Origin of the sequence: Sphingobium phenoxybenzoativorans, assembly GCF_018286635.1 — a bacterium.
In the GTDB taxonomy this organism is placed as follows: Bacteria; Pseudomonadota; Alphaproteobacteria; order Sphingomonadales; family Sphingomonadaceae; genus Sphingobium; species Sphingobium phenoxybenzoativorans.
In genome coordinates this window covers 575,715-600,086 of record NZ_CP073910.1, presented here as the reverse complement: position 1 = coordinate 600,086, position 24,372 = coordinate 575,715, and the positions used below count along the sequence as shown (strand labels likewise).

The window sequence follows — 24,372 nt, the reverse complement described above, 5'->3', positions numbered from 1 at the left end:
ATTTATTGCCCCGGTAACCTAAATCCCCCCAATGCCTCCCGATCAGCCAGATACCGATAAGGCCGCACCGCCGGCGTGGGCGACGCTGCGCCGTTTCCTGGTCTATCTCTGGCCGAAGGATGCACCGGCGCTGCGCCGCCGGGTGGTGTTTTCCATGCTGCTGGTGCTGGCGGCCAAGGCCACCAGTCTCATCATGCCCTTCGCCTACAAGGCGGCGATCGACCGGATGGCGCCGGGCATGGAGCCGGGGGCGGCGCTGGCGATCGCGCTGGTCGCGGCCTATGCGGGCGCGCGTTTCGCCGCGGTCGCGTTCGACAATATCCGCAATGTGGTGTTTGAGCGTGTCGGGCAGGAAGCGACGCGCCGCCTGTCGGAACATGTGTTCGCGCACCTCCATCGCCTTTCCCTTCGCTTTCACCTCAATCGCAAGACCGGCGGCGTCACCAAGGTCGTGGAGCGCGGCACCAAAAGCATCGACACGATGCTCTATTTCCTGCTGTTCAATATCGCGCCGACGATCGTCGAACTGCTGGCGGTCTGTGCGATCTTCTTCGTGAAGTTCGGTCCGGGACTGGTCGTCGCGACGCTGGTGATGGTCGGCCTCTATATCTGGTTCACCCGGATGGTGACCGAATGGCGCAACCAGCTTCGCCGCGACATGGTGGACCTGGACACCGGCGCGGTCGCCCATGCCGTGGACAGCCTGCTGAATTTCGAGACCGTCAAATATTTCGGCGCAGAGGACAGGGAGGCGGCCCGTTACGGCAATTCCATGCGCCTCTACGCCAAGGCGGCGGTGAAGTCGGAGAACAGCCTGGCATGGCTGAATATCGGCCAGTCCCTGATCACCAACCTGATGATGGCGGGCGCGATGGGCTATACCGTCTGGGGCTGGAGCCGGGGCATGTTCAGCACCGGCGACGTGGTGCTGGTGAACACGCTGCTGTCCCAGCTTTTCCGGCCGCTGGACCTGCTCGGCATGGTGTACCGCACGATCCGGCAGGGCCTGATCGACATGGAGGCGATGTTCAAGCTGGTCGATACGCCCCAGGAAGTGACCGACCGTCCCGGCGCGCCGCCATTGCAGGTGACGTCCGGCGAAGTGCGGTTCGACACTGTGCTGTTCGGCTATGATCCGGGGCGGACCATCCTGAAGGGCGTGGACATCACCATAGCAGCCGGAAAGACGCTGGCCGTTGTCGGCCCGTCGGGCGCCGGCAAATCGACCATCGCGCGGCTGCTGTTCCGTTTCTATGATGTGACGAGCGGCCGCATCCTGATTGACGGGCAGGATATAGCGGCGGTAACGCAGGACAGCGTGCGCGACGCCATAGGCATCGTGCCGCAGGACATGGTGCTGTTCAACGACACGATCGGCTATAATATCGGCTATGGCCGCGCGGGCGCGACGCAGGCGGAGATTGAGGAGGCGGCGAAGGGCGCGTCGATCCACGACTTCGTCCTCTCGCTGCCCGAAGGCTATGAGACGCGGGTCGGCGAGCGCGGTCTGAAACTGTCGGGCGGCGAGAAGCAGCGCGTCGCCATCGCCCGCACCCTGCTTAAAGATCCGCCGATCCTGATCCTGGACGAAGCCACCAGCGCGCTGGACAGCCGGACCGAGGCGGCGATCCAGGAGGTGCTGGGCGAGATCAGCCGCCGCCGCACGACCATCGTGATTGCGCATCGGCTGTCCACCGTCGTCGAGGCGGACGAGATCGTCGTGCTGGATCAGGGCGTGGTCGTGGAGCGCGGCACGCATGCGCAATTGCTGGCGGCGGACGGCCTCTATGCAACGATGTGGCGGCGGCAGGCGGCGGAGCGCAAGACCGAGGGTCTGGGCGTTGAGGATGTGCTGGCTTAGCCACCTCCGTTCGCCCTGAGCGAAGTCGAAGGGCCACACTGAGCAACGCGAAGTGCCTCACTTCGTTCGGCAGTGCCCTTCGACTTCGCTCAGGGCGAACGGAGATAAAGTCATTTACTTCACTAAACTCCGAAGGAATTTGCGCCAAATCCGCGTGGCATTAACCATTTCATAACCCTGATCTTCAATACTCCCTGAACCATGCGCGATGCCGGGACGCCCGCATTTGCGCCTGCCAGGGGACTGAGATTGATGAAGACCGCCGTCCGTGCCGCCGCGCTGCCCAACCTGTTGGCCGACGCGCCGCCGACCATTCGCATGCTGTCGCTTGACTGTTTCGACACGCTGATCTGGCGCAACGTCAACCTGCCCGTCGATGTATTCGCCGACCTGCCCTTTCCGGGCGGCGGTATCGAGGCGCGCACATGGGGCGAGATCAAGGCGCGCAAGAGCCTGCCCTTCATCAATGGCCGCGATGAAGTCACGATCGAGGAAATCTACGGCGCGTTGATGCCGGACGCCGACGACGCCGCGCGCGCCGCCGCCATCGAGGCCGAACTGGCGGCCGAGGCGCATCACTGCTTCGCCTTCGCGCCGACCCGCGACCTGATTGTCGACGCCAAGCGGCGCGGGCTTCAGGTCATCATCGTGTCCGACACCTATCTCTCCGAACCGCAGCTTCGCGCGCTGATCGCGTCGGCGGCGGGCAAGCCGGTCGCTGACATGATCGATCGCATCTTCTGCTCCTGCGAATATGGGGTCAGCAAGGCCGGTGGCCTGTTCACCCATGTCCTCGCGGACCTTGGCATTTCGCCATCGGCCATCCTGCATGTCGGCGACAACCATATGGCCGACCGCATCGCGCCTGCGAAGCTGGGCGTGAACACCGTCCATCTGGAACAGTTTGACGATGTGGCGGAGCAGCGCCTGCGGCTTGAAGCCGTCGCGGCGACGATCCTGGACCCGGCCGTCCGGCACAAGCATCCCGCCCTGCAGCCGCATCGTGCGCAGATTTCCCTGCGCGACGAATGCGACGCGGTGGAAACGCTGGGCCATGACGTTCTCGGCCCGATCATGCACAGCTTTGCGCTTTGGCTGCGCGAGGAGGCCGACGCGATGGCCGCCGCCACCGGCCGCCCGGTCAAGCTGCTGTTCCTGCTGCGCGACGGCCACCTGCCCGCGCAGGCTTTCGCCGCCGCCTTCCCCGACTGGGCGGACCGCATCGCTTCCGTCGAACTCAGCCGCTTCACCGCCACCGCCGCCAGCTTCACCGACGCCGCGGCGATCGAGCGTTATCTGGCGCCGGAGATCGACACGGCGCAGTTCGCGACCTTCGCCAAGCAGATGCTGTTCAATCGCGATGAGTCGACCAAGCTCTGCCGCAACGCCAGCAAGCGCGGTTTCCTGAAAAGCGTGCTGGAGCCGTCCAACGTCCGCAAGATCGTCAACCGCTCCGGCGACTTCGCCAAGCGGCTGTTCGCGCACCTCGCCAGCCACGGCGTCGAGCGCGGCGATGCGGTCATGCTGGTCGATCTTGGCTATAACGGCTCGGTGCAGAACGCTGTCGAGGCGGTGCTTCGCCAAGGCATGGATCTGGAAGTATCCGGCCGGTACCTGCTGCTGCGCGAGACCTTCCTGTCCGGCCTCGACAAGCGCGGCTACATGGACACCCGAAATCACGATTCCAAGGCGCTGCACGCTTTGTCCGAATCCATCGCCATCGTCGAGCAGCTCTGCACGCTCGCGCAGGGGTCTGTCGTCGATTACAAGCCGGACGGTTCGCCGGTCCGCAGCGCTGCAGGCGTCAAGGGCGCGCAGAGCGAGAATCGCGACCGGGCGCAGCGCGCCTGCCTGGAGTTTGTGCGCGGCGTAGGGACGGGGCTGGTGAAAGCGCCGATGTCCGATGACGCCGAATGCCGCCGCCGCATGGCCGGCGCGGCGCTCGCCCGCCTGCTGTTCCTGCCGATGGAAAGCGAAGTCGCGCTGCTGGAGACATTCCATCATGACGTGAACCTTGGCACCAAGGATATGGTGAGCTTCGTCGATACCGCAGCCGCCACCGAGGGTCTGCGCCGCCGCGGCATCTTCTATGTGAAGAACGCGATGCGCGCCTATCTGCCGGGTGAATTGCAGCGGCACGGCCTGCCGCTCAACCTGTCCATCTTCTCGACCCGCCGTTTCGGCCTCGACCTGCGCAAAGCGGATTTCGACGTCGGCGCGATGAAGCTGCCGGTGATCCTGATCGACCAGACCAGCCATGCGCAGATCGAAATCGACGCCTATCCCACCAGCGAGGGCTATTATCAGGCGATGATCCCGGTCGGCGAAGGCCAATATAGCGCGGGCATCCAGCTCGGCCAGCATTTCGAGTGGGTGCAGGTGGAGGAAGCCAGCTTCCATTATGTCGATGATTATATGAAGCCCAAGGCCGCCGAAGGCGCGATCGCCGCCCATCCGCTGTTCGACGCGATGGAGGAAGTGTCCGCCGGACTGTATCGCTGCCAGTCGGAAGCCGGGTTCATGCTGATCCAGCCGCCGATCAGCGCGCCGGGCCGCAACCTGCTGCTCAGCATCGTGTTCCGCCCGGTCGTATCGCGTCCCGCTCTATCCAACGCCATCCAGAAAGCAGCCTGACCATGCCCAATCTCCTGATTCACAGCATGTCCGAATTTTCCGACATCATCGTCGAGGGTCTTGCCCTCGCCCATGTTCAACGCATCTGCGAGATTGGCGCGGAATTCGGCGGCATGTCACAAACGCTTGCCGATTTCGCATCGGAGGCGGGTGGCGAGTTGATCAGCATCGATCCTTCGCCAAAACAGGAGTTCCTCGATTGGGTGAGGGGCGCCGAACATGTCCGGCACATCGCCAAGCCCAGCCTGTCGGCATTCGAAGACCTTACCGATGTCGACGCATGGATCATCGACGGCGACCATAACTGGTTCACCGTCTATCATGAGTTGAAGAATGTGGACGCGCTGTGCCAGCGCGACGGCAAACCAATGCTGGCATTCATGCACGACGTCGCCTGGCCCGCCGGGCGTCGCGACATGTATTATGCGCCGGAGCAAATCCCCGCCGAATATCTGTTACCCCACAATTATGAGGGCGGAACGACGCCGGGGGAATCCGACCTTCTGCCCCATCGCGGTTTTCGCGGCATGGGCCAGTTCGCTATGGCTCTGCATGAAGGCGGCCCGAAGAACGGCGTCAAGACGGCGGTCGAGGACTTCATCGCCGAGCGCAATGCAGACGGGCGCGAACTCGCCTATGCCGAAGTGCCCGCGGTGTTCGGGCTAGGCGTATTGTTCGATCTCGACGCGCCCTGGAGCAATGCGCTGGCCGATCTGGTCATTCCGTATCACGAGAACCGGCTGATCGCTTCGCTGGAGGCGAACCGGCTCGCAAATTATCTGACCGTGCTGGACTTCCAGGACCGCAACGCCGCCTGAAGATCGGGCGTCAGCATCCGTCTCGCCCTGATCCGGGCATCGATCCGCGCGTCGGCGCGCTTGGCCTGCTTCAGCACCAGCATGATGCCCATGCCGGATATGCCGCCGATGACGTAGCATGAGACAGATAGAAGGATAATCGCCAGGTCGCTCATCGTCCTCACCCTATTTCGTTGTCGAAGCCCTTTCATCTTGCCGCCATCGCGGTCTAAAGCCCCGGCCATGAGTCCGGACATTGGAACAATACTCAAGGACAGCTTCGGGTTCCCCGGATTTCGCGGCGTTCAGGAACAGGTCGTCTCCCGCGTGATGGCGGGGCTGCGCACGCTGGCGATCATGCCGACCGGCGCGGGCAAGTCGCTCTGCTATCAATTGCCCGCCATCGCGCTTCCCGGATGCTGCGTCGTCGTCTCGCCGTTGATCGCCCTGATGCACGACCAGTTGCGCGCGGCGAACGCCGTGGGCATCCGCGCCGCCAGCCTGACATCGGTGGATGCCGACTGGCGCGAGACGCAGGACAGATTCCGCGCGGGCGACCTCGACCTGCTCTATGTGGCGCCGGAACGGGCGAGCGGCGAGGGGTTCCGCGCCTTCCTGCGCAGCGCGCCTTTGTCGCTGTTCGCGATCGACGAGGCGCATTGCGTGTCCGAATGGGGCCATGATTTCCGGCCCGACTATCGCCTGCTCCGGCCCCTGCTGGACGAGTTTGCCGATGTGCCTCGGCTGGCGCTGACGGCGACGGCGGACGCGCACACGCGCGAGGATATACTCGTACAGCTCGGCATTCCGCATGAGGGGATGATCGTCGCCGGGTTCGACCGGCCCAATATCCGCTACACCGTCCAGCCGCGCGACAGCCTGTCCCGCCAGATCGCCGATCTGGTCGCGGCGCAGCCCGGCCCCGGCATCATCTACGCCCAGACGCGCGCAGCGACCGAGAAGATGGCGGCGTCCCTCGCCACCGGCCGCCGGGAAGCGCGCGCCTATCATGCCGGGCTGCCGCCGGAGACGCGCGCCGCCAATCAGGCCGCCTTCATCGCGTCCGAGGACATGATCATGGTCGCGACCGTGGCGTTCGGCATGGGGATCGACAAGCCGGACGTGCGGTTCGTGGCGCATGCGGGCCTGCCCAAATCCATCGAGGGCTATTATCAGGAAAGCGGCCGAGCCGGGCGGGACGGCGACCCGGCCGAAGCCTTCCTGTTCTGGGGCGCCGACGATTTCGCCCGCGCCCGCCAGCGCATGTTCGAGGTGGAGGCGGCGCGCCAGCCGGGCGAGCGGGCGCGGATCACGGCGCTGGGCGCGCTGGTCGAAACCGGGGCGTGCCGCCGCGCGATATTGCTGCGCCATTTCGGCGAGAACCCGCCGCCAAGTTGCGGCAATTGCGACAATTGCCTGAACCCGCCCGCCAGCATCGACGCCACGGAGACCGCGCGCAAATATCTGTCCGCCGTCTACCGCACCGGACAGAGTTTCGGCACCGGCCATATCGAGGCGGTGCTGACCGGCGCGACCACCGACAAGGTGCGCCAGCGCGGGCATGACCGGATATCGGTGTTCGGCATTGTCGAGGGGGAGGAGACGGCGCTGCTCCGTCCCGTTTCCCGTGCGTTGCTCGTCCGCGATGCGCTGGTGCCGAACGAGCATGGCGGGCTGGAGCTTGGCCCCAGCGCCCGGCCGATCCTGCGCGGGGAGGAGCAGGTCTCGCTCGTCCTGCCGCCCCGGCGCGAACGGCGGCGGCGCAGCGACAAAGGCAGCGAGGCCAATCCGGTTGGCGATCCCCTGTTCGAAGCGCTGCGCGCCTGCCGCCGGGAACTGGCGCAGGAGGCGGGCGTGCCGCCCTATGTCATCTTCCACGACAGCACCCTGCGCGAGTTTGCGGAGCGCAGGCCGGCGACGCTGGGCGAGCTGGGAGAAATTACGGGCGTCGGCATGAAGAAGCGGGACGCATTCGGGCAGGCGTTTCTGGACGTGATCCGCAATTATTAGCGTTCCGGCCTTGTCCGCCGGGCGAAGGGCCGTCCGGCAACGGCTGCTGAAATATAAGTGACAGGCGACCGAAGTTGCGGAAGTTGCGGGTTGTGCGCGGTTTTGGCCGGGAAGTCGCATATAGGTCGCACAAAAGTCGCATGTTGGTCTCACCTGCGTCGCATGTGCGTCTCATCTGCGTCGCACCCAGGTCGCACCTGAGTCTCACATGCGTCGCAGTCGGGACTCCTCTAAAACATTGGCGGGATCGTCGCGACGGCATGATGCGCGGCGGGGGCAGAATGCTGTTCCATGTGCGGAAGTAGAGCATGGACGCCGCGATGTAGGACAGAAATTGGTGGAGCTTTGGCGGGCAAGCACTATCAAGAGCGTCCCATGACCGATTTTCTTCACGGGACTGTCCATGAAACGCCTGAGGATTTTCAGGCGGCCCTGCGTTCGGACCCGGCGGTCCTGACGCTATGGGAAAATCTGACGCCGCTCGGCCGGAACGAATTTATCTGCTGGGTCGAGGATGCGAAACAGCCTGCGACGCGGCAGCGCCGCATCGCGCGGAGCCGCGAGGAAATGCTGGAGGGCAAGAAGCGGCCATGCTGCTGGGCGGGCTGCATTCACCGGACAGACAAGGCGCCGAGCCGGTGGCAACAGGCGGTGCTGATCGACAAGAAGGCGAAGGAGGGAGCCTAAAAGCTGCCCTGAGCGGATTGAGGAATAGCCGACCGTCCCTTCACACCCGCTTCGTCATCCCGCACCGGATGCGGAATCTATTGGCTCTACGACGATGTGACTGAGCAAACGCTTGCGCTCATGGATCCCGGATCAAGTCCGGGATGACGGGATAGGGGATAGGCCCGCCATTCCCCTTCCCCGCCCTCGACCTCGCCTGATCGGCCCCATCAAACCCTATCCCACCGGCGGCGCTGGGGGCGGAGCGAGGTCGCCCTGAAGGCTGGTGTCGGTAAGCTGGACAGGCTGGTCGACATAGACGTCGACCTTCGTTCCGGCGGGAATTTTCGCCTCCTTGCCCTTCACCACGATAGCGAGCGGCAGGAACACGACGCCTGCGCCGACCGCGCCGATCGTTCCAGCCTTGCCCTTGGCGTTCTGCTGACCGCGCAGGGGAACGATGCGGCCGTCGGCCGACACCTGAGTCACCTCTATCTCCAGCTTGCCCGACCGGCCGAGCAGGCCATTGTCCCGCGCGCGGGAAATCTCTCCGGTGGCTGGCGCGCCGGCCGGGATCACCGTCACGCCGTTCACGATGACCGGTTCCGCAACCGTCAGTTCCACCTTGTCGCCCTTGCGCGCGTCCTTCGACGACAGGTCGTCCCGCGTCTGCAGATGGACCGGCGTGCCTTCGGGCAGGGTCAGGCTTTGCGCGAATGCGGCCCCCGACATGGCGATCATGGCCGCGGCGCTCATCATTCCGGTCAACAGCTTCATCGCGATCTTCCTTCCCTATCCATAGGAAGGGAGAACGTGATCGCGCCATTTTGGTTTCAGTAAGGCAACGACAGACAGCGCCGTTCAGATAGCCGGGGCCGTTCAGATAGCCGGGGCCGTGCGCGCCATCGCGGGCGCACGGGCGAGCGATCCGACGCCCGGTCCTTCCGCCGGGCAGGATTTGCAGCCGGACAGCGCAACCACACAGCCCAGGGTGAAAATGGCGATACCGCGCAGGTCAGGGCGCATTGCAGCCCTGCCCCGCATAGGCGGCCGTCCAGACAATCTGCTGCCCATGATAATAGTCGATGACCTCCGCCTCCGGCGTTATGGTGCATGGGCCGCTGGTTACTGGGCCGAACTCGATTTCATGGCTGCCATCGCTCAGGGAAGCGGCGGTCGCGCCGCTGTCGCGCCAGTTGCCCTCCCCTTTGACGCGCCACTTGCCGCCGCCGCTGACCGCGGCGGCCGGGGTGATGTTCACCGTCAGCCCCGGCGCGGAAAGCGCCTTGACCGCGGAGGCGTTCGCGGTCGCCGCGCCATCGCATCTATAGGTACCCACCCCCAGGATCGACAGGTTCGGCCGGACATAGATGCGCTGCGCGACGGGCGGCTTGCAGGGCGATGCGGGCGCGGTCGCCTGCACGTCGAGAAATTCCACGACATGCAGCCCGTCCGGCACGGCATTCAGAGCCTCGGCGCTTTTATGCCATGCCTTTTCTACGACCGGATTGTCGATCTTGGTCAGATCGGGCGATCCGGGCGGCAGCACGTCATCGGGCAGCGGCGGCGGGATCGGCAACCCGTCATTGATCCGCCAGCGCGCCTGGTCGAAATTCGCTTCCTCCGGCTCCAGCCGGAACGCAACCTTGCTGTTCTCATTCGCCTGCGCCTCCCTATGCGGGACGGGCAGCGGCAGCACGGTCAACAGAATGGCTAGGCGAAAAGCGGTCATAGCGCGGCTCCCAGCTTGGCGGTGGACGGTATGGTCACATCGGCCGTGACCTTGCAGGTCGAATCGTCGGTATCTGTCTTGAGCTGGAATTCGCCGCTGGGACCGCCCGTGACGGTGCGGTTGATTTCATTGGCTTCCAATATGTAGCTTTGCCCGCCCTCCGACACGATCACCCGGCTGTTATAGGTGCAGGACTTGATCGTCGCTTCGGCCGGGATGTTCGCGGCCTTGTAATCGAAGCTATAGGATGTCTGCGGCACCGACGGGGCGTGCGTCACCGTGGGCAGCGGCGTGTCGATCCGGGTGCGGTAGCCTGTATAGAGATCATACCCCAGCCAACCCCTTCCCCGGCAATTGCAGATGCCAAGGAAGCAATCCCGCCCCTTGCCGCCGATCATGGCCTCCACCAGCACGCTGTAGGGGCCGGAGCCGACCGTGCGGATGATGTAGGAATTGCCGTTCTGATTATTGACCGAAACGCGCCAGTCGATCGCCTCCGCAGGCGGACCCAGGGAATAGATGCGGTCGGCGCGATAGCGGTCGTTACAACTGTCGCTGCCCTTCTCGTAGAAGGAAAAGACTTTCTCACCCGTGCTCGGCACTGATGCGATCGGTGTGATGCTGGTTGCGATCGCATAGGTCAGGGGCGGCAGCACCTCCACCTGCACCTCGCTCTGCGCGGTCAGCGCCTCCCCCTTCTTCACGGTGCAACGGGCAAGATCGGCGGTGATGAACAGCCGCGTCGGGCGGCTGATCGCCTGCAGTTCCTTCACCGTTTCCTCGGAAGGGATGACCGTAAATTCATTGTGGTTGAGGCCGCGGACCGTTGCCGGGCGGGAAACACCGTCCCCGCCAACCCGCACCGTGACGATGGGCATGCCGATCGCGAGGAAATTGCCGCGCACCGGCAGGAACAGGTCGCGGCTGCGGCCGCCCTGACCATTGTCGCCTTCCGTCGATGGCGCACCCGCATCCGCCCAGATGCGCATCTTGCGCGTGGTCGGATAGACGAGCCGGGCGGGCTTGTCCCGGCAAGGGAGGGAGTAGCTGGTGTTCCAGGCGAGAATATCGGCTTCGTACAGGCTCCGCTCGGCAGAATCGAGCAGGCCGGCGTTGACGAGATCGGCCGAACTTTTGATCTGCGCGGTCAGCGCCTGCGTATCCTCAAAGATGCGGCGCTCCTGCTTGTCGAGCCTGTCGAACGTATATTGCAGCTTGTCCCCAAGCGCGTAGTTGGCCTCATTTAGAACCTGCGATGCGCTGGTCTGCAGATTCAGGATCGCCGTCCGGGTTTCGCCGCCCACCTGACCAACCATGTTGGAAAGCTGAGTCACCATATTGTTGAGTTCGCCCAGCACCGCCGCGACCGGAATGGCGGGCAGCGCCGCGACGTTCAGCTTCTCCGCACCCGGCGTCGTTCCGTCCTCCTTGCGGGGAACGGCATAGACGTCCTCCTTCGGCAGTCCGGCGGGCTTCTCCGCCTCCGGCACGGGTTTGTAGGGACTGTCGAGATCGCATGTCGTGCAGGTGCAGCCGGACAGCGCGAACAGGGCAAGGGCGGCGCTCCACAGGCGCAGCCGGTAAGGAACAGGCTTAAGCATCGGACCCCCAGACGACGCCCGCAACGGAGGGGCGCGTGGGGGCATGTCCTCATGGAATGGCCCGGGCGCTCAAACCCAAGCTTATCCGAATTGGAGCGTCCGGCGGGCGCGCATTGTTTTGATTGGGACGATCGAGAGCGAAATGAATGAAGTTTGTTAACCACGATATCGTTTCGCGCCGGATCAACGGGCAAACGGCCATATTGCGGTGCGGTGGGGGCGCTGCTAGATCGGCGCAATGATTCAGCCGCCAGAAATCATCCGCACGCCCAAGTCCCGCGTTTCCTGCGACGGATCGGGCGACATTCCCGCCGCGCTAGGCCATCCGCGCGTGTTCCTGGAAATCGACGAGCATGGCTATGTCGATTGCGGCTATTGCGACCGGCGCTTCGTGCTGGTCGGCGGGCCTGCGGACGCAGCGGGTCATGACGGTGGGCCGGATATCGCTTCAGGCGCGAGTCTTTAATTCCTTCCGTTCAGTCAGCCGTTTGAGTGGAACGGAGGCAAGCCCTCGTATGAGCGTAGGCTAAGACACCTCGCTACGCTCGGCGGACCCTTCGACTTCGCTCAGGGCGAACGGCTGAAGGAAATTTAAGCCAGGGTTGGTTTATCGCCAGCCTAGCACCTATATCGGCTCCATGACCGACATCAGCTCCCACTTCACCGACGCCCGCGGCCTGCTCTATCGCGATGGGCTGCTCACCCCTGACGCCGCCAAGCGGCTGACCGCGCAGGCGCTCGCCAATTGCGACGATGGCGAACTCTATCTGCAATATCGCGCGTCGGAGGCGTTCGGCTTCGACGATGGACGGCTGAAAACGGCGGACTATTCGACCGACGCCGGATTCGGCCTGCGCGGCGTCAGCGGAGAGATGACCGGTTTCTCCCACGCGAACGACATCAGCGAGGCCGCGATCCGGCGGGCGGCGGAGACGCTCTCTCTGCTCGATCCCGCCAAGGCCCCGCCCGCGCCGCCGCCGCAGCGGACCAACCGGCACCTCTACACCGACGCCAATCCGCTGGAGATCGTGCCCTTCGCAGAGAAGGTGGCGCTGTGCGCGCAGATCGACGCCGCCGCCCGCGCCCGCGACCCGCGCGTCGCGCAGGTGTCGGTGGGCCTGAACGGTAGCTGGTCAGTCGTCGAAATCGTCCGCGCGGACGGCTTTGTGGCGCATGACATCCGTCCGCTGGTGCGCCTCAACGTCTCTATCATCCTGGAGGATGGCGGGCGGCGCGAGTCCGGCAGCTTCGGCATTGGCGGGCGCTATCTCTACGATCAGGTGATGGCGCCGGACATCTGGAACCGCGCCATCGACGAGGCGCTGGCGCAGGCGGACGTAAACATGCGGTCCGTCGCCGCGCCCGCGGGCGAGATGACCGTGCTGCTCGGCCCCGGCTGGCCCGGCGTGCTGCTGCATGAAGCCATCGGGCATGGGCTGGAGGGCGACTTCAACCGCAAGGGGACGTCCGCCTTCTCCGGCCGCATCGGGCAGCGGGTCGCCGCACCGGGGGTGACGGTGGTGGACGATGGCAGCATCATGAACCGGCGCGGGTCGCTCAGCATCGATGACGAGGGCACGCCCACGCGCGAAAATGTGCTGATCGAGGACGGCATCCTGAAATGCTATATGCAGGACCGGCTGAACGCGCGGCTGATGGGCGTTGAGGCGACGGGCAACGGTCGCCGGGAAAGCTATGCCCATGCGCCGATGCCGCGGATGACCAACACCTTCATGCGCGGCGGCAATGACGATCCGGCCGAGCTTCTTTCGCGCGTCAAGAAGGGCATTTTCGCCAAGAGCTTCGGCGGCGGGCAGGTCGATATCGTGTCGGGCAAGTTCGTCTTTTCCTGCACCGAGGCCTATAAGGTCGAGAATGGCAAGCTGGGCGATCCCATCAAGGGCGCGACCCTGATCGGCGACGGCCCCACGGCGCTGACCCGCGTCATCGGCATCGGCAACGATATGGCGCTGGACGAGGGCGTCGGCATGTGCGGCAAGGGCGGACAAAGCGTGCCCGCAGGCGTTGGCCAGCCGACATTGTTGATGGATGGCCTGACGGTGGGCGGTACGGCCGCCTGAGTTATTAGTTCGAAATTCTCTCCGTTCGGGCTGAGCGAAGTCGAAGCCTTCCGCTGAGCGAAGCGAAGCGCCTCACTGCGTTCGGCAGAGCCCTTCGACTTCGCTCAGGGCGAACGGAAATAAGCAAGCGCTGTGCGCAGTCTGGGAACCCCCGCCCTCCTCCACGGATATTGCCATCATGACCGACACCCGAGATCCGCATGAAGCCGTCACCGCCCCCTGGGCGCGGGACATATTGGATTTCTGGTTCAAGGAGATTGGCGAGGGAGGATGGTGGGGGCAGTCCGAGCGGACGGACGCGGCCTGCCTGCGCTACGAACCGCTGTGGCGGGACAAGCGCCATGCGCCGGCGGAAGCGTTTCTTGACCGGGCGGACGAAGCCCTGGCGGCGATCATCCTGTTCGACCAGATCCCCCGCAACCTTTTCCGGGGAACGGCGGACGCCTTCGCCACCGACTCCCTCGCCCGCGACATTGCGCGCGGGGCCGTGGCCAAGGGGTATGACGTGCAGATCGGCGGAGCGGGGCGCATGTTCTTCTACATGCCGTTCCAGCACAGCGAGGCGATGGCGGATCAGGACGTCTCGCTCGTTTTCTTCCAGGCCTATGGTGATGACAATGCGCTGGAGTTTGCAAAGAAGCATCACGACATGATTGCGCGATATGGCCGCTTTCCCCATCGCAACGCTGCGCTGGGCCGCGCGGATCGCCCGGAAGAAGCCGAGGCCATCGAAGCCGGGAACCATTGGTGAAGCGCGACAGAATGATTCACGCGCGGAATCGCTTTTGAAATTAAATGTCGCGCCTATTTTTTAGGCAGAATCCATAACGTGCCCATTTTTTCGGCGCTGCGCGGGTGGTCATGCCCGCAAAACCCCGCGTTAACGCTTGATTAGGATTCTGGCACGCTCTTTGCTGTAATAGCCCCGCACACCATTAACAGGGGGCGACATGAAACTAGTCATGGCTATCATCAAGCCGTTCAAGCTGGACGATGTCCGCGAGGCCCTGTCCTCGCTCGGCATCGCTGGCATGACGGTCAGCGAAGTGAAGGGCTTCGGACGCCAAAAGGGGCAGACCGAAATCTATCGCGGTGCCGAATACAGCACCAACATGGTTCCGAAGATCAAGATCGAGGTGGTCTGCGATGACGATCTCGCCCCCCGCGTGGTGGAGGCTGCTCAGCAGGCCGCCAACAGCGGCGCCATCGGCGATGGCAAGATTTTCGTCCTCGATGTCGGTCAGGCCGTGCGCATCCGCACCGGCGAGACCGGCGAAACCGCACTGTAAGAAGGGGGGAATGATGACGCTTTCCAAGAAACTCTCCGGCGTGTGCGGGGCCGTCGGCCTTTCGCTCTTCGCCGCTATGCCCGCCTGGGCGCAGGAGGCGGCGGCCGCCGCTGCTCCCGTGCCCGACAAGGGCGACACCGCATGGATGATGGTATCCACCGTTCTGGTTCTGGCGATGATCCTGCCGGGCCTCGCCCTGTTTTACGGCGGCCTGGTCCGCACGAAGAACATGCTGTCCGTGATGACGCAGATCGGCGCCGTCGCCGCTCTCTCGATGATCATCTGGGTGATCTACGGCTACACCATGGCTTTCGGGCCGGACGCCTCAGACGGCCTGAAGCCCTTCATCTCCAGCTTCGGCAAGATGTTCCTCGCCGGAATTACTCCGGACACGACCGCCGCCACCTTCACCGATGGCGTGGTCATCCCGGAATATGTGTTCATCTGCTTCCAGATGACCTTCGCCGCGATCACCGTTGCGCTGGTGCTGGGTTCGGTTGTCGAGCGCATCAAATTCTCGGCGGTCATGGTGTTCGCCATCGTCTGGCTCACAATCGTTTACTTCCCGATCGCGCACATGGTGTGGGCGGCCGGCGGCCTGTTCTTTGAAATGGGCGCGCTGGACTTCGCGGGCGGTACCGTGGTGCACATCAACGCCGGCGTCTCCGCGCTGGTGGCCTGCATCATCCTGGGCAAGCGTATCGGCTACCCCAAGGAGCCGATGCCGCCGCACTCGCTGGTCCTGACCGGCGTCGGCACCGGCCTGCTGTGGGTCGGCTGGTTCGGCTTCAACGCCGGTTCGGCCCTGGAAGCCAATGGTTCGGCCGCTCTTGCGATGCTCAACACCTTCGTCGCCACCGCTTCGGCAGGCCTGTTCTGGATGCTGGCTGAGAAGTTCAGCGGCCACAAGGGTTCCGCCCTCGGCTTCTGCTCGGGCATCATCGCCGGCCTCGTCGCCGTCACCCCGGCCGCTGGCAACTCCGGTCCGTTCGGCGCCATCGTGCTCGGCGCGGTCGCCTCGATCATCTGCTTCTTCGCCGTTGCGAAGCTGAAGCCGATGCTCGGTTATGACGACTCGCTCGACGCCTTCGGCATCCACGGCATCGGCGGCATGATCGGCGCCATCGGCACCGGCATCGTCTACGCTCCGTCGCTCGGCGGACCCGGCGGCGACGACTATGCCATCGGCGGTCAGCTCGTGACCCAGGTTCTGGCGGTTCTCGCCACGATCGTCTGGGCCAGCATCGGTACGGCCATCGCGATCTTCATCGCCAAGGCGATCACCGGTCTGCGCGTCAGCCCCGAAGTCGAGCAGGAAGGCCTCGACCTCGGCGAGCACGGCGAGCGCGCCTACAACTACTAAGTTTCGGCAGGGCGGGCCGGAAAGAACGGCCCGCCCGCCACACGATGTTCCTCCTGCGAACACACCTGGGGCCGGTGCGAAAGCATCGGCCCGATTTTTTGTGGCGCAGGGTCCGCCCGTCTGATCCATCCATCAACGGGATGACAAGTGCGCGGCCGTCTGGCATCGGCGGATGGAGCAGGGAGCGCGTAAGGACATGACTGGCATCGGTTTGGGCATCGGCATATTCGGGGCGGCGGGCCGCATGGGCCGGGCGATTGCGACGGTCGCCGGCGAAGCGGGCATGACGCTGGCCGGGGGCACCGAGCGGAACATGGACGGCGCTTTGCCGGACACCGGTTTGCCACTGTTTCCAGACCCGCTGGCGCTGGCGCAGGCGAGCGACGTGCTGATCGATTTTTCTAGCCCGGCGGCACTCGCCGGTCATCTCGACGCCTGCATAGCCGCGCGCAAGCCGATCGTGATCGGGACGACAGGGCTTGAACCGGAACATCATGCGCTGATCGATCGGGCCGCTGGACAGATAGCGATATTGCAGACCGGGAACACATCCCTTGGCGTCAACCTGCTGGCGGCGCTGGTCGAGGAGGCTGGGCGGCGGCTGGGCGATGACTGGGATATTGAGATCGTCGAGATGCATCACCGACACAAGGTCGACGCGCCCTCGGGCACGGCCCTGCTGCTGGGCGAGGCGGCGGCGCTGGGGCGTGGTATTGCGCTGGCCGATCACAGCGAGCGCGGGCGGGACGGCATCACCGGCGCGCGCGGCGTTGGGACGATTGGCTTTGCCTCCCTGCGCGGCGGGTCGGTGGCGGGCGACCATCAGGTGATCTTGGCGACGGAGGGCGAGCGCATCGAGATCGCGCATCGCGCGGAAAACCGCATGATCTTCGCGCGCGGGGCGATCAAGGCGGCGGCATGGCTGAAGGATCAAGCCCCCGGCCGGTATGACATGAAGGCCGTTCTGGGCCTGTGACGCGGTGAAAAAAGCCGACATCTTCGAATTTTACAGCCGTCTGGCGGAGCATAATCCCGCGCCCCGGACGGAACTGGAATATGGCAACGACTATCAACTGCTGGTCGCGGTCGTGCTGTCCGCGCAGGCCACCGATGTCGGCGTGAACAAGGCGACGCGCGCGCTCTTTCGCGACGTGACGACGCCCGCGCACATGGTGGAACTGGGCGAGGAACGGCTGAAAGGCCATATCAAGACGATCGGCCTGTTCAACGCCAAGGCGAAGAATGTCATCGCGCTGTCGGAGATATTGGTGCGCGATTACGGCGGCGAGGTGCCGCAGGATCGCGACATACTCACCATCCTGCCCGGCGTCGGCCGCAAGACCGCCAATGTGGTGATGAACACGGCGTTCGGCGCGGAGACCTTCGCCGTCGACACGCACATCTTCCGCGTCGGCAACCGGACGGGACTTGCGCCGGGTAAGACGCCGCTGGCGGTCGAACTGAAGCTGGACAAAGACACGCCCGCGCCCTTCCGCCGCGATGCGCATCACTGGCTGATCCTGCATGGCCGCTATGTCTGTAAGGCGCGCAAGCCGGAATGCTGGCGCTGCATCGTTGCGGACCTGTGCCGGTACAAGCCCAAAACGCCCGCCCCCGCCTGATCATGGCGCCGGAAAGCAGGACGACGGGTACGGCGCGGGGCCTGTGACTCCGTCAATGGGATGACGGAGGATGTTATGAGAACAACATATACGAAGCGCGCATGCGCCGCCCTGATCGCACTGACTGCCATGGCCGCCGCCGGGTTGATCGCGGACAGCGCATCCGCACGAAAGCCCGCCAAGGATGACGGCCGGGTCGCGGTAGGCGAACCGGTGGACTGCATCATGCCCAACCGCCTGCGCAACACCAATGTCCGCGACGACAGCACCATCGATTTCGTGATGAACAATGGCGATGTCTACCGCAACACGCTCCCCAACAGTTGCCCCAGCCTGGGGTTCGAGCAGCGCTTTTCCTACCGCCTGAGCACGTCGCAGCTCTGCTCGGTCGATATCATCACCGTGCTGCAGACCGCCGGCGGCAATTATATGCAGGGGGCCAGTTGCGGCCTTGGAAAATTCCAGAAGATGTCGAAGCCCGCCAAATAAGCGCACCGGCGCCAGAGCGATAAGGCCGGGCGGGAAATCCGCGCAAGAAATCCGCGCAAGAAATCCTCTGGCGCCTGCCCCCCGCCTTTGCTAAGCGCGCTGTCTCTCCCGGCACCCGTAGCTCAGCTGGATAGAGCGCTGCCCTCCGAAGGCAGAGGCCAGAGGTTCGAATCCTCTCGGGTGCGCCATTTTCAACCGTTGGAAAACGCCTCAAGCTCTGGCTGGCCCCGTCCCGCCAGAATCGGGCCGTTCATTGCGCGGGCATTGTGCCGGGGCGCAAATAGGCGAACATGTGGGTGACATAGTCGGCCTTGCCCAGATCAACCCCCTGGTTCCGCAGGATCGCGTATGCGGTCATGATGTGAAAATAAAATTGGGGCACCGCCCAGTCGCGCACATATTGTCCGGCCGACAGATCGAAAATCATGCCCGCCGGAAGCGCGTGCGCAATCGGCCTTTCCGGGTCCGGGTCGAATGCGCCGGAGGCCAGTGATTCCACCAATGCGATGGTCTCGCCGATCCTCGCCTGCGCATCGGCGAGCGATCCCGGTTGCGCGACGGCATTTCGCCCTTCGTTCAACAGAATGTCTATCGAGCGCGGAAACGGCTGCCCTTTCAGTCGGAACATGCCCTCCTGCGCCTGCACGCACGCAAAGCGGATCTGCGTGGACAAGGGAAACATGTCGGGCGCGAGACGCGCGGAAAGCAGCGCATCCGCGCCGCCGCCCGGCATCTGCGCCTCCGCCTTGCCAAGCCAGCCCGACAGCGCTTTCAGCATCTGCAGATAGGTTGGGATAAGAATGTCCGTAAGCACGATGACGGCCCCTTTTCTAACCAGAAAACAAGCCGATCCCGCCTGCTTACGCGGCTCTATAGGTTTTGCGGGGAGCCTGCGCCAGAGATACGCAATCGGCGCGAAGCCCCGTCTGCGTTTGCGCCGGACGGCCATGCGGCTTGTCCGACCGCGTGAAGGCGGCCTATGGAAATTCCGGCCAAAGGATGCGGGCGTCCCGTTCGCGACATTTTCAGGAGCATGATCGTGACGGAACGTACGGAGGCGCAGCATACCGAAAAGATGAAGAAAAGGCAGGCCGCGCATAACCGCATCGTCGCCTCCAAGACCGTCGAGAAAGGGTTGCTGATCGTTCATACCGGCCCCGGCAAGGGCAAGACCAGCGCCGCGCTGGGCATGGCGGTCCGGGCGATAGGCCATGGCAAGAAGGTCGGCGTGGTGCAGTTTGTAAAGGGCGCGATGCAGACCGGTGAAAAGGCCGTGTTTGACCGTTTCCCCGACCTGATCGAGTTCAAGCCGATGGGTGAAGGCTTCACCTGGGACACGCAGGACCGCGCCCGCGATATCGCCGTTGCCCGCCTCGCCTGGGAGGAAGTGAAGCGGATGATCGCCGACACACGCTATGCGATGGTGATCGCCGATGAACTCAATATCGTCCTGCGCTACGATTATCTTCCGCTGGACGAGGTGGTCGAAGCGCTGGCGGCCAAACCGGCCATGACCCATGTCATTGTGACCGGGCGCAACGCCCCGCAGGCGCTGATCGACATGGCGGATCTGGTGACGGAGATGACGCTGGTCAAACACCCCTTCCGCGACCAGGGGGTGAAGGCGCAGGCGGGCATAGAATTTTGACCCTCAACCCCGCCGGTTTCGCCGATCGATGCGAAATCGAAACAAATTGAGTCGCAGGGGCGCAAAGCGGCTTAAGGTTAGCATCATATTAACCTTAAGTTTCTAGCGATTCCGGGGTGTATGAACTCGGTCATGCACATCCGATCGGGTCCCACACGTGCAAGACGACATATTGAAACTGGCGTTCGAAGTGCATCGCGCCACCGAAGAAAAGATCGATGTCATCGACGCACTGACGCGGCGCACCAAGACGCTGGCGCTCAATGCCCGGATCGAGGCGGCGCGCGCGGGACAACAGGGCGCGGCCTTTGCCGTGGTGGCGCAGGAAATGTCGGATTTCGCCAGCGAAGTCGCGCATCTCGCCACCGAACTTCGCAGCGTCATCGCATCCAACATCACACAGATCGAAACCGCCGGGGAGAAGATGGTGCTGGACTTTCGCGGGGCGCGCTACGCCGACCTGTCAAGAAATGTCGTCGAGATCATCGACCGCAACCTGTATGAGCGGTCCTGCGACGTGCGCTGGTGGGCGACCGACAGCGCAGTGGTGGACGTGGCGTCCGGCCTGACGGACAATGACGCCGCGCGCGAACGCGCCAATGAGCGGCTGGCGACGATCTTGCGATCCTATACCGTCTATCTCGACCTTTGGGTGGCGGACATTAACGGCCGGGTGATCGCGCAGGGCCGCGGCAACCGCTATCCCGGCATCATCGGCAAGGATGTGTCCCAGAGCCTGTGGTTCAACAAGGCGTTGCAGACCACGTCGGGAGACGCCTTCGCCGTGTGCGACATTGCGCGCGAACCTTTGCTGGAGGACGCCGCCGTCGCAACCTATTCCACGGCGATCCGCGCGGGCGGCGAAGTGCTGGGGGAGCCGATCGGCGCGCTCGGCATCTTTTTCGACTGGGAGCCGCAGGCGCAGTCCGTCGTCCGCGACGTCGCCCTGACCGAAGAAGAACGGCGCGCCTGCCGGGTCATGCTGCTGAATTCCAATTTCCAGGTCATCGCTTCGTCGGACAGCAAGGGATTGCTGACCGAACGCTATCCGCTGGACATCATCCAGCCGCAGCGCGGTTTCTATCGCCAGCGCGACAAGCTGATATCCTACGCCCTGACGCCGGGATATGAAACCTATCACGGCCTTGGCTGGTATGGCTGCATCGAAAGCCGCTGATACCGCCGTCAGGACGCCGCTTCGTCCGCTGTGAGCGCGGCGCTCATATCCGCAACCACCGCGCCACGCTGACCCATCGGCCGTTCCCGCCCTGTCGTCGTGTCGCGCGCCGTCTGCCGCTCCGCCTCCGCATTGACCAGCGCGCCAAGCAACGTGGCGTAAGCGGATACGTACAGCCACATGAGCAGCACGACCACCGCGCCCAGCGACCCATAGGTCACGTCATAATCCCCGAAACGCGCGGCGTAGAAGCCAAAGCCCAATGTCGCTGTGAGCCACAGCAGGGTGGCCAGCACCGATCCGACGCTGAGCCATGACCAGCGCGCATCCGCGCGATCCGGGGCGAAGCGGTACATGGCCGCCATCGTCATGCAGCAGAGCGCCCCCGCCGCAATCCATGTCGCCGCGCGGACGATCCCCGTGGCGACCGGCCCTATGCCCCCGATCAAATCCTGCGCATAACCGAGCATGGTCGCGGAGAGGACGCCGATGATCCCGATCATGATCGCCCCGACAATCAACACAGCGGAGGTCAGGGTGCCCTTTATCAGTCCCCTGCGATCCTGTTCCTCGTAGATCACATTGAGCGCCGTAATCAGCGCGTCCGATGCGCGGGTCGCGCCATAGATGGAAACGGCAAGCGCCACCAGCAGGCCAAGCCCCTTCTTGCCCGCCGCCGCGGTCGTAAGATTGGTAAGCTGTTCATAGATCAGCCGAGCGGCGTCGGCCGGGACCAGTTCTATGATCATCCGCATATGATTGGCGACGATCGCCGGGTCCGCGATCAACCCATAGCTCATCAACAGCGCGCCAAGCAGGGGCACGAAAGACAGGAAGGCGTAGAAGGCGACGCCCGCCGACATCAGCCCGACATTATGCCGGCCGATATTCGTCCAGACCCGCTTGAGGATTAGCCACCAGGCGCGCAGCGAAAGCTGGGCCGGGGAATTCGCCTCCGCCCCATGCCGATGTCCCTCCATATCGTGCTGCATGCATGCCTCCTGAAAGGAGAACGCATGCCGGGGCGACAGGCTCCGGTCCTTTCAGGCGGACTTTTTGATCAGCGCCGTGCGCAGGCACTGGCAGACCAGCTCATCCCGCTGGTTCAGCAATCTGTGGGTGAAGGTGACAATGCCCGCGCCGGGCCGCGATCTGCTTTCCTTGAGATCGGTGATTTCCGTCTCCGCCCGGAGCGTATCGCCGATGAATACCGGCTTGGGCATGACCAGCTTGTCATAACCCAGATTGGCGACCAGCGTGCCGAGCGTAGTGTCGCCCACCGACAGCCCGACCATCAGCGCGAAGGTGAAGGTGCCGTTGACGAGGATCTGGCCAAATTCCGATGCCCTGGCGGCCTCCGCATCGATGTGCAGCGGCTGCGGATTATGGGTCATGGTGGAAAAAAGCAGATTGTCCGTCTCCGTCACCGTCCGGCGAATCTCGTGGACCAGCGTTTCACCGATGGACCACTGGTCGAAATATTTGCCAGCCATCAGGCCTGATCCCCCTTCTCGATCTTCGCAAGCAGCGCGCCTTCGCTGACCTGCCCGCCCTCGGCCGCCTTCAGTTCGGCGACGATGCCGTCAAACGGAGCGACAAGACTGTGCTCCATCTTCATGGCCTCCAGAGTCAGGAGCTTCTGGCCTTTCGTCACGCTCTCGCCCGCCGTCACGGCGACGGCAATGATGCGGCCGGGCATGGGCGAAAGGATGGCGCCATCCGACGCGCCGCCCCCGACGCTGCCCTCCACGCGCCATTGCGACAGCCGCCACACCTGCCCATCTTCCGCGATCAGGACGGCATCCTCTCCGTCGCCGCCCACCGCATCGCCATCTACCGCATCGCCGCTGTCCCGCCAGTCCACCGTCAGCGGTTGACCGTCCAGCAGGAACAGCGCTTCCCTTTTGGGCGGCGCATTCAACCGGAAGCCTCCAGTGCCGCGCCCCGGCATCAGCGCCTGCGCCGCGTCGGCGAGAGCCTCCGCCGAGGGTCGCTCCGGCGGCATCAGCGCATCGCCCTCTCGCCCGATAAGACCCGTGTCGAGGATTGCGCCGGCAAAGGCCGGATGCTCCAGCGCCTTGACCAGAAAACCGGCATTGGTCTTGACCGGCCAGACCGCCGTGTCGGCAAGGGTCGCCGCCAGGGACCGGCGCGCCGCATCCCGGTCCGCGCCCCAGGCGATGACCTTGGCGATCATCGGGTCGTAGAAAGGCGATATTTCCGCCCCCTCCTCCACACCGGTATCGATGCGATAGGCGTCACCCAGATCGAATGTGTCGAGCAAGCCGATCGAGGGCAGGAAACCCTTTAAAGCGTCCTCAGCATAGAGGCGCGTTTCCATCGCCCAGCCGTTGATGGACAGATCATCCTGCCGTTTCGGGAGCGGTTCCCCGCTCGCCACGCGCAACTGCCATTCGACCAGATCCTGCCCGGTGATCTCCTCCGTCACGGGGTGTTCGACCTGCAGGCGGGTGTTCATTTCCATGAACCAGATGCGGTCGGCGCGCAGCCCCTCCGATCCGTCGGCGATGAATTCGATGGTGCCCGCCCCGACATAATCGACGGCCTTGGCGGCGCGCACCGCCGCCTGGCAGATCGCCTCGCGCGTTTCCGCATCCATGCCGGGCGCGGGCGCTTCCTCGATCACCTTCTGGTGGCGGCGCTGGAGCGAACAGTCGCGTTCGAACAGGTGGACGACATTGCCATGGGTGTCGCCAAACACCTGCACCTCGATATGGCGCGGGTTGGTGACCCATTTTTCCAGCAGCACCTGATCATTGCCGAAGCTGGACGCCGCCTCGCGCTGGCAGGAGGCGAGCGCGTCGAGGAAATCGCCTTCCGCATCGACCTTACGCATGCCCTTGCCGCCGCCGCCCGCGACCGCCTTGATGAGGACGGGATAGCCGATGGCGTCGGCCTGCTGCTTGAGGTGATCGGGCCTCTGATCCTCACCGAGATAGCCCGGCGTGGTTGGCACGCCCGCATCCTGCATCAGTTTCTTGGCCGCGTCCTTCAGGCCCATCGCGGTGATGGAGGCGGGATTGGGGCCGACCCAGATGAGACCCGCGTCAATCACCGCCTGCGCAAATTCGGCATTTTCGGACAGGAAGCCATAGCCGGGGTGGATCGCCTGCGCTCCGGTTTCCTTCGCGGCGGCGATAATCTTCTCACCGACCAGATAGCTTTCGAGGACGGGGGAAGGACCGATATGCACGGCCTGATCCGCCTGCCGGACGTGCAGCGCCCTGGCGTCCGCGTCGGAATAAACAGCGACCGTGCGGATGCCCAGCCGGCGGGCCGTGCGAATGATCCGGCAAGCGATCTCGCCCCGGTTGGCGATGAGGAGGGACTGGATCATGAGGAAAGCTCCGAATTCCTCCCCGAGCTTGTCTCGGGGAGGGG

General features: G+C 64.2%; 24 protein-coding genes and 1 tRNA gene. 16 read left to right on the top strand and 9 right to left on the bottom strand.

Features of this window, described 5'->3' with window-relative positions; translation table 11 throughout:
• Nucleotides 1-31: 31 nt before the first annotated feature.
• From KFK14_RS03030 to KFK14_RS03020, 3 genes are all read left to right on the top strand, one after another.
• Nucleotides 32-1,861: an ABCB family ABC transporter ATP-binding protein/permease gene (locus tag KFK14_RS03030; protein ID WP_212609832.1), complete on the top strand. Its 1,830-nt coding sequence runs from the start codon at nucleotides 32-34 to the stop codon at nucleotides 1,859-1,861.
• 252 nt (nucleotides 1,862-2,113) lie between these two features.
• Nucleotides 2,114-4,495 carry an HAD family hydrolase gene (locus tag KFK14_RS03025; RefSeq protein WP_212609831.1) on the top strand — a complete coding sequence of 794 codons (2,382 nt, stop codon included), beginning with the start codon at nucleotides 2,114-2,116 and terminating at the stop codon, nucleotides 4,493-4,495.
• A 2-nt stretch (nucleotides 4,496-4,497) separates the two neighbouring features.
• On the top strand, nucleotides 4,498-5,313 hold the full coding sequence (locus KFK14_RS03020) for a class I SAM-dependent methyltransferase (protein WP_212609830.1): 816 nt from the start codon (nucleotides 4,498-4,500) through the stop codon (nucleotides 5,311-5,313).
• On the opposite strand, the gene KFK14_RS03015 is transcribed toward KFK14_RS03020, so the two are convergent.
• Nucleotides 5,271-5,468, bottom strand: coding sequence for a hypothetical protein (locus KFK14_RS03015; protein ID WP_212609829.1), 198 nt, complete (start codon nucleotides 5,466-5,468; stop codon nucleotides 5,271-5,273). The genes KFK14_RS03020 and KFK14_RS03015 overlap by 43 nt on opposite strands.
• Nucleotides 5,469-5,535: 67 nt before the next feature.
• Here KFK14_RS03015 and recQ point away from each other — a divergent pair, with 67 nt between their 5' ends.
• Nucleotides 5,536-7,302 carry a DNA helicase RecQ gene (recQ, locus tag KFK14_RS03010; protein WP_212609828.1) on the top strand — a complete coding sequence of 589 codons (1,767 nt, stop codon included), beginning with the start codon at nucleotides 5,536-5,538 and terminating at the stop codon, nucleotides 7,300-7,302.
• Between the two features lie 375 nt (nucleotides 7,303-7,677).
• A complete protein-coding gene (locus tag KFK14_RS03005) occupies nucleotides 7,678-7,989 on the top strand; it encodes a YdeI/OmpD-associated family protein (RefSeq protein WP_212609827.1) in 312 nt (103 codons plus the stop codon).
• A 216-nt stretch (nucleotides 7,990-8,205) separates the two neighbouring features.
• On the opposite strand, the gene KFK14_RS03000 is transcribed toward KFK14_RS03005, so the two are convergent.
• The 4 genes from KFK14_RS03000 to KFK14_RS02985 form a co-directional block, all read right to left on the bottom strand.
• The gene (locus KFK14_RS03000; RefSeq protein WP_212609826.1) at nucleotides 8,206-8,745 is read right to left on the bottom strand and encodes a hypothetical protein; all 540 of its coding nucleotides are present in this window, start codon (nucleotides 8,743-8,745) and stop codon (nucleotides 8,206-8,208) included.
• Nucleotides 8,746-8,847: 102 nt separating this feature from the next.
• Nucleotides 8,848-8,994, bottom strand: coding sequence for a hypothetical protein (locus KFK14_RS02995; protein WP_212609825.1), 147 nt, complete (start codon nucleotides 8,992-8,994; stop codon nucleotides 8,848-8,850).
• A complete protein-coding gene (locus KFK14_RS02990; RefSeq protein ID WP_212609824.1) occupies nucleotides 8,984-9,700 on the bottom strand; it encodes a hypothetical protein in 717 nt (238 codons plus the stop codon). The genes KFK14_RS02995 and KFK14_RS02990 overlap by 11 nt, the downstream gene beginning before the upstream one ends.
• Nucleotides 9,697-11,301 (bottom strand): hypothetical protein, encoded by a 1,605-nt coding sequence (locus KFK14_RS02985; protein WP_212609823.1) that lies wholly within the window; start codon nucleotides 11,299-11,301, stop codon nucleotides 9,697-9,699. The genes KFK14_RS02990 and KFK14_RS02985 overlap by 4 nt, the downstream gene beginning before the upstream one ends.
• A 238-nt stretch (nucleotides 11,302-11,539) precedes the next feature.
• Between KFK14_RS02985 and KFK14_RS02980 the strand changes: the two genes are divergently transcribed.
• From KFK14_RS02980 to KFK14_RS02940, 9 genes are all read left to right on the top strand, one after another.
• The gene (locus KFK14_RS02980; protein ID WP_212609822.1) at nucleotides 11,540-11,767 is read left to right on the top strand and encodes a zinc-finger domain-containing protein; all 228 of its coding nucleotides are present in this window, start codon (nucleotides 11,540-11,542) and stop codon (nucleotides 11,765-11,767) included.
• Between the two features lie 172 nt (nucleotides 11,768-11,939).
• Complete coding sequence (gene tldD, locus KFK14_RS02975) at nucleotides 11,940-13,382, top strand: metalloprotease TldD (RefSeq protein ID WP_212609821.1); 1,443 nt, start codon at nucleotides 11,940-11,942, stop codon at nucleotides 13,380-13,382.
• A gap of 178 nt (nucleotides 13,383-13,560) precedes the next feature.
• Nucleotides 13,561-14,133: a DUF924 family protein gene (locus KFK14_RS02970; RefSeq protein WP_212609820.1), complete on the top strand. Its 573-nt coding sequence runs from the start codon at nucleotides 13,561-13,563 to the stop codon at nucleotides 14,131-14,133.
• Between the two features lie 199 nt (nucleotides 14,134-14,332).
• Nucleotides 14,333-14,671, top strand: coding sequence for a P-II family nitrogen regulator (locus KFK14_RS02965; protein WP_070154342.1), 339 nt, complete (start codon nucleotides 14,333-14,335; stop codon nucleotides 14,669-14,671).
• A gap of 13 nt (nucleotides 14,672-14,684) precedes the next feature.
• Nucleotides 14,685-16,034, top strand: a complete 1,350-nt coding sequence (locus KFK14_RS02960) for an ammonium transporter (RefSeq protein ID WP_212611007.1) — start codon at nucleotides 14,685-14,687, stop codon at nucleotides 16,032-16,034.
• A 196-nt stretch (nucleotides 16,035-16,230) separates the two neighbouring features.
• Nucleotides 16,231-17,010: a 4-hydroxy-tetrahydrodipicolinate reductase gene (dapB, locus tag KFK14_RS02955; protein WP_212609819.1), complete on the top strand. Its 780-nt coding sequence runs from the start codon at nucleotides 16,231-16,233 to the stop codon at nucleotides 17,008-17,010.
• Nucleotides 17,011-17,014: 4 nt separating this feature from the next.
• On the top strand, nucleotides 17,015-17,656 hold the full coding sequence (gene nth / locus KFK14_RS02950) for an endonuclease III (RefSeq protein ID WP_212609818.1): 642 nt from the start codon (nucleotides 17,015-17,017) through the stop codon (nucleotides 17,654-17,656).
• A 75-nt stretch (nucleotides 17,657-17,731) separates the two neighbouring features.
• Nucleotides 17,732-18,145 (top strand): hypothetical protein, encoded by a 414-nt coding sequence (locus tag KFK14_RS02945; protein ID WP_246524831.1) that lies wholly within the window; start codon nucleotides 17,732-17,734, stop codon nucleotides 18,143-18,145.
• Between the two features lie 111 nt (nucleotides 18,146-18,256).
• Nucleotides 18,257-18,333 (top strand) — tRNA-Arg (locus tag KFK14_RS02940).
• A gap of 62 nt (nucleotides 18,334-18,395) precedes the next feature.
• Here the strand turns inward: KFK14_RS02940 and KFK14_RS02935 are convergent.
• Complete coding sequence (locus KFK14_RS02935) at nucleotides 18,396-18,962, bottom strand: DUF1993 domain-containing protein (protein WP_212611006.1); 567 nt, start codon at nucleotides 18,960-18,962, stop codon at nucleotides 18,396-18,398.
• 222 nt (nucleotides 18,963-19,184) lie between these two features.
• On the opposite strand from KFK14_RS02935, the gene cobO reads away from it, so the two are divergent.
• Together cobO and KFK14_RS02925 are read left to right on the top strand one after the other, a co-directional pair.
• Entirely contained in the window at nucleotides 19,185-19,793 is a 609-nt protein-coding gene (cobO, locus tag KFK14_RS02930; RefSeq protein ID WP_212609816.1) for a cob(I)yrinic acid a,c-diamide adenosyltransferase, read from the top strand.
• 157 nt (nucleotides 19,794-19,950) lie between these two features.
• Nucleotides 19,951-20,970: a methyl-accepting chemotaxis protein gene (locus KFK14_RS02925; RefSeq protein ID WP_212609815.1), complete on the top strand. Its 1,020-nt coding sequence runs from the start codon at nucleotides 19,951-19,953 to the stop codon at nucleotides 20,968-20,970.
• Nucleotides 20,971-20,978: 8 nt separating this feature from the next.
• On the opposite strand, the gene KFK14_RS02920 is transcribed toward KFK14_RS02925, so the two are convergent.
• The 3 genes from KFK14_RS02920 to KFK14_RS02910 are packed head-to-tail and all read right to left on the bottom strand — an operon-like array spanning nucleotide 20,979 to nucleotide 24,328.
• Entirely contained in the window at nucleotides 20,979-21,962 is a 984-nt protein-coding gene (locus KFK14_RS02920) for a YihY/virulence factor BrkB family protein (RefSeq protein WP_246524830.1), read from the bottom strand.
• A 51-nt stretch (nucleotides 21,963-22,013) separates the two neighbouring features.
• A complete protein-coding gene (locus tag KFK14_RS02915; RefSeq protein WP_070156204.1) occupies nucleotides 22,014-22,463 on the bottom strand; it encodes a MaoC family dehydratase in 450 nt (149 codons plus the stop codon).
• Nucleotides 22,463-24,328, bottom strand: coding sequence for an acetyl/propionyl/methylcrotonyl-CoA carboxylase subunit alpha (locus tag KFK14_RS02910; RefSeq protein ID WP_212609814.1), 1,866 nt, complete (start codon nucleotides 24,326-24,328; stop codon nucleotides 22,463-22,465). Before KFK14_RS02910 ends, KFK14_RS02915 begins: the two co-directional genes overlap by 1 nt.
• Nucleotides 24,329-24,372 lie beyond the last annotated feature (44 nt).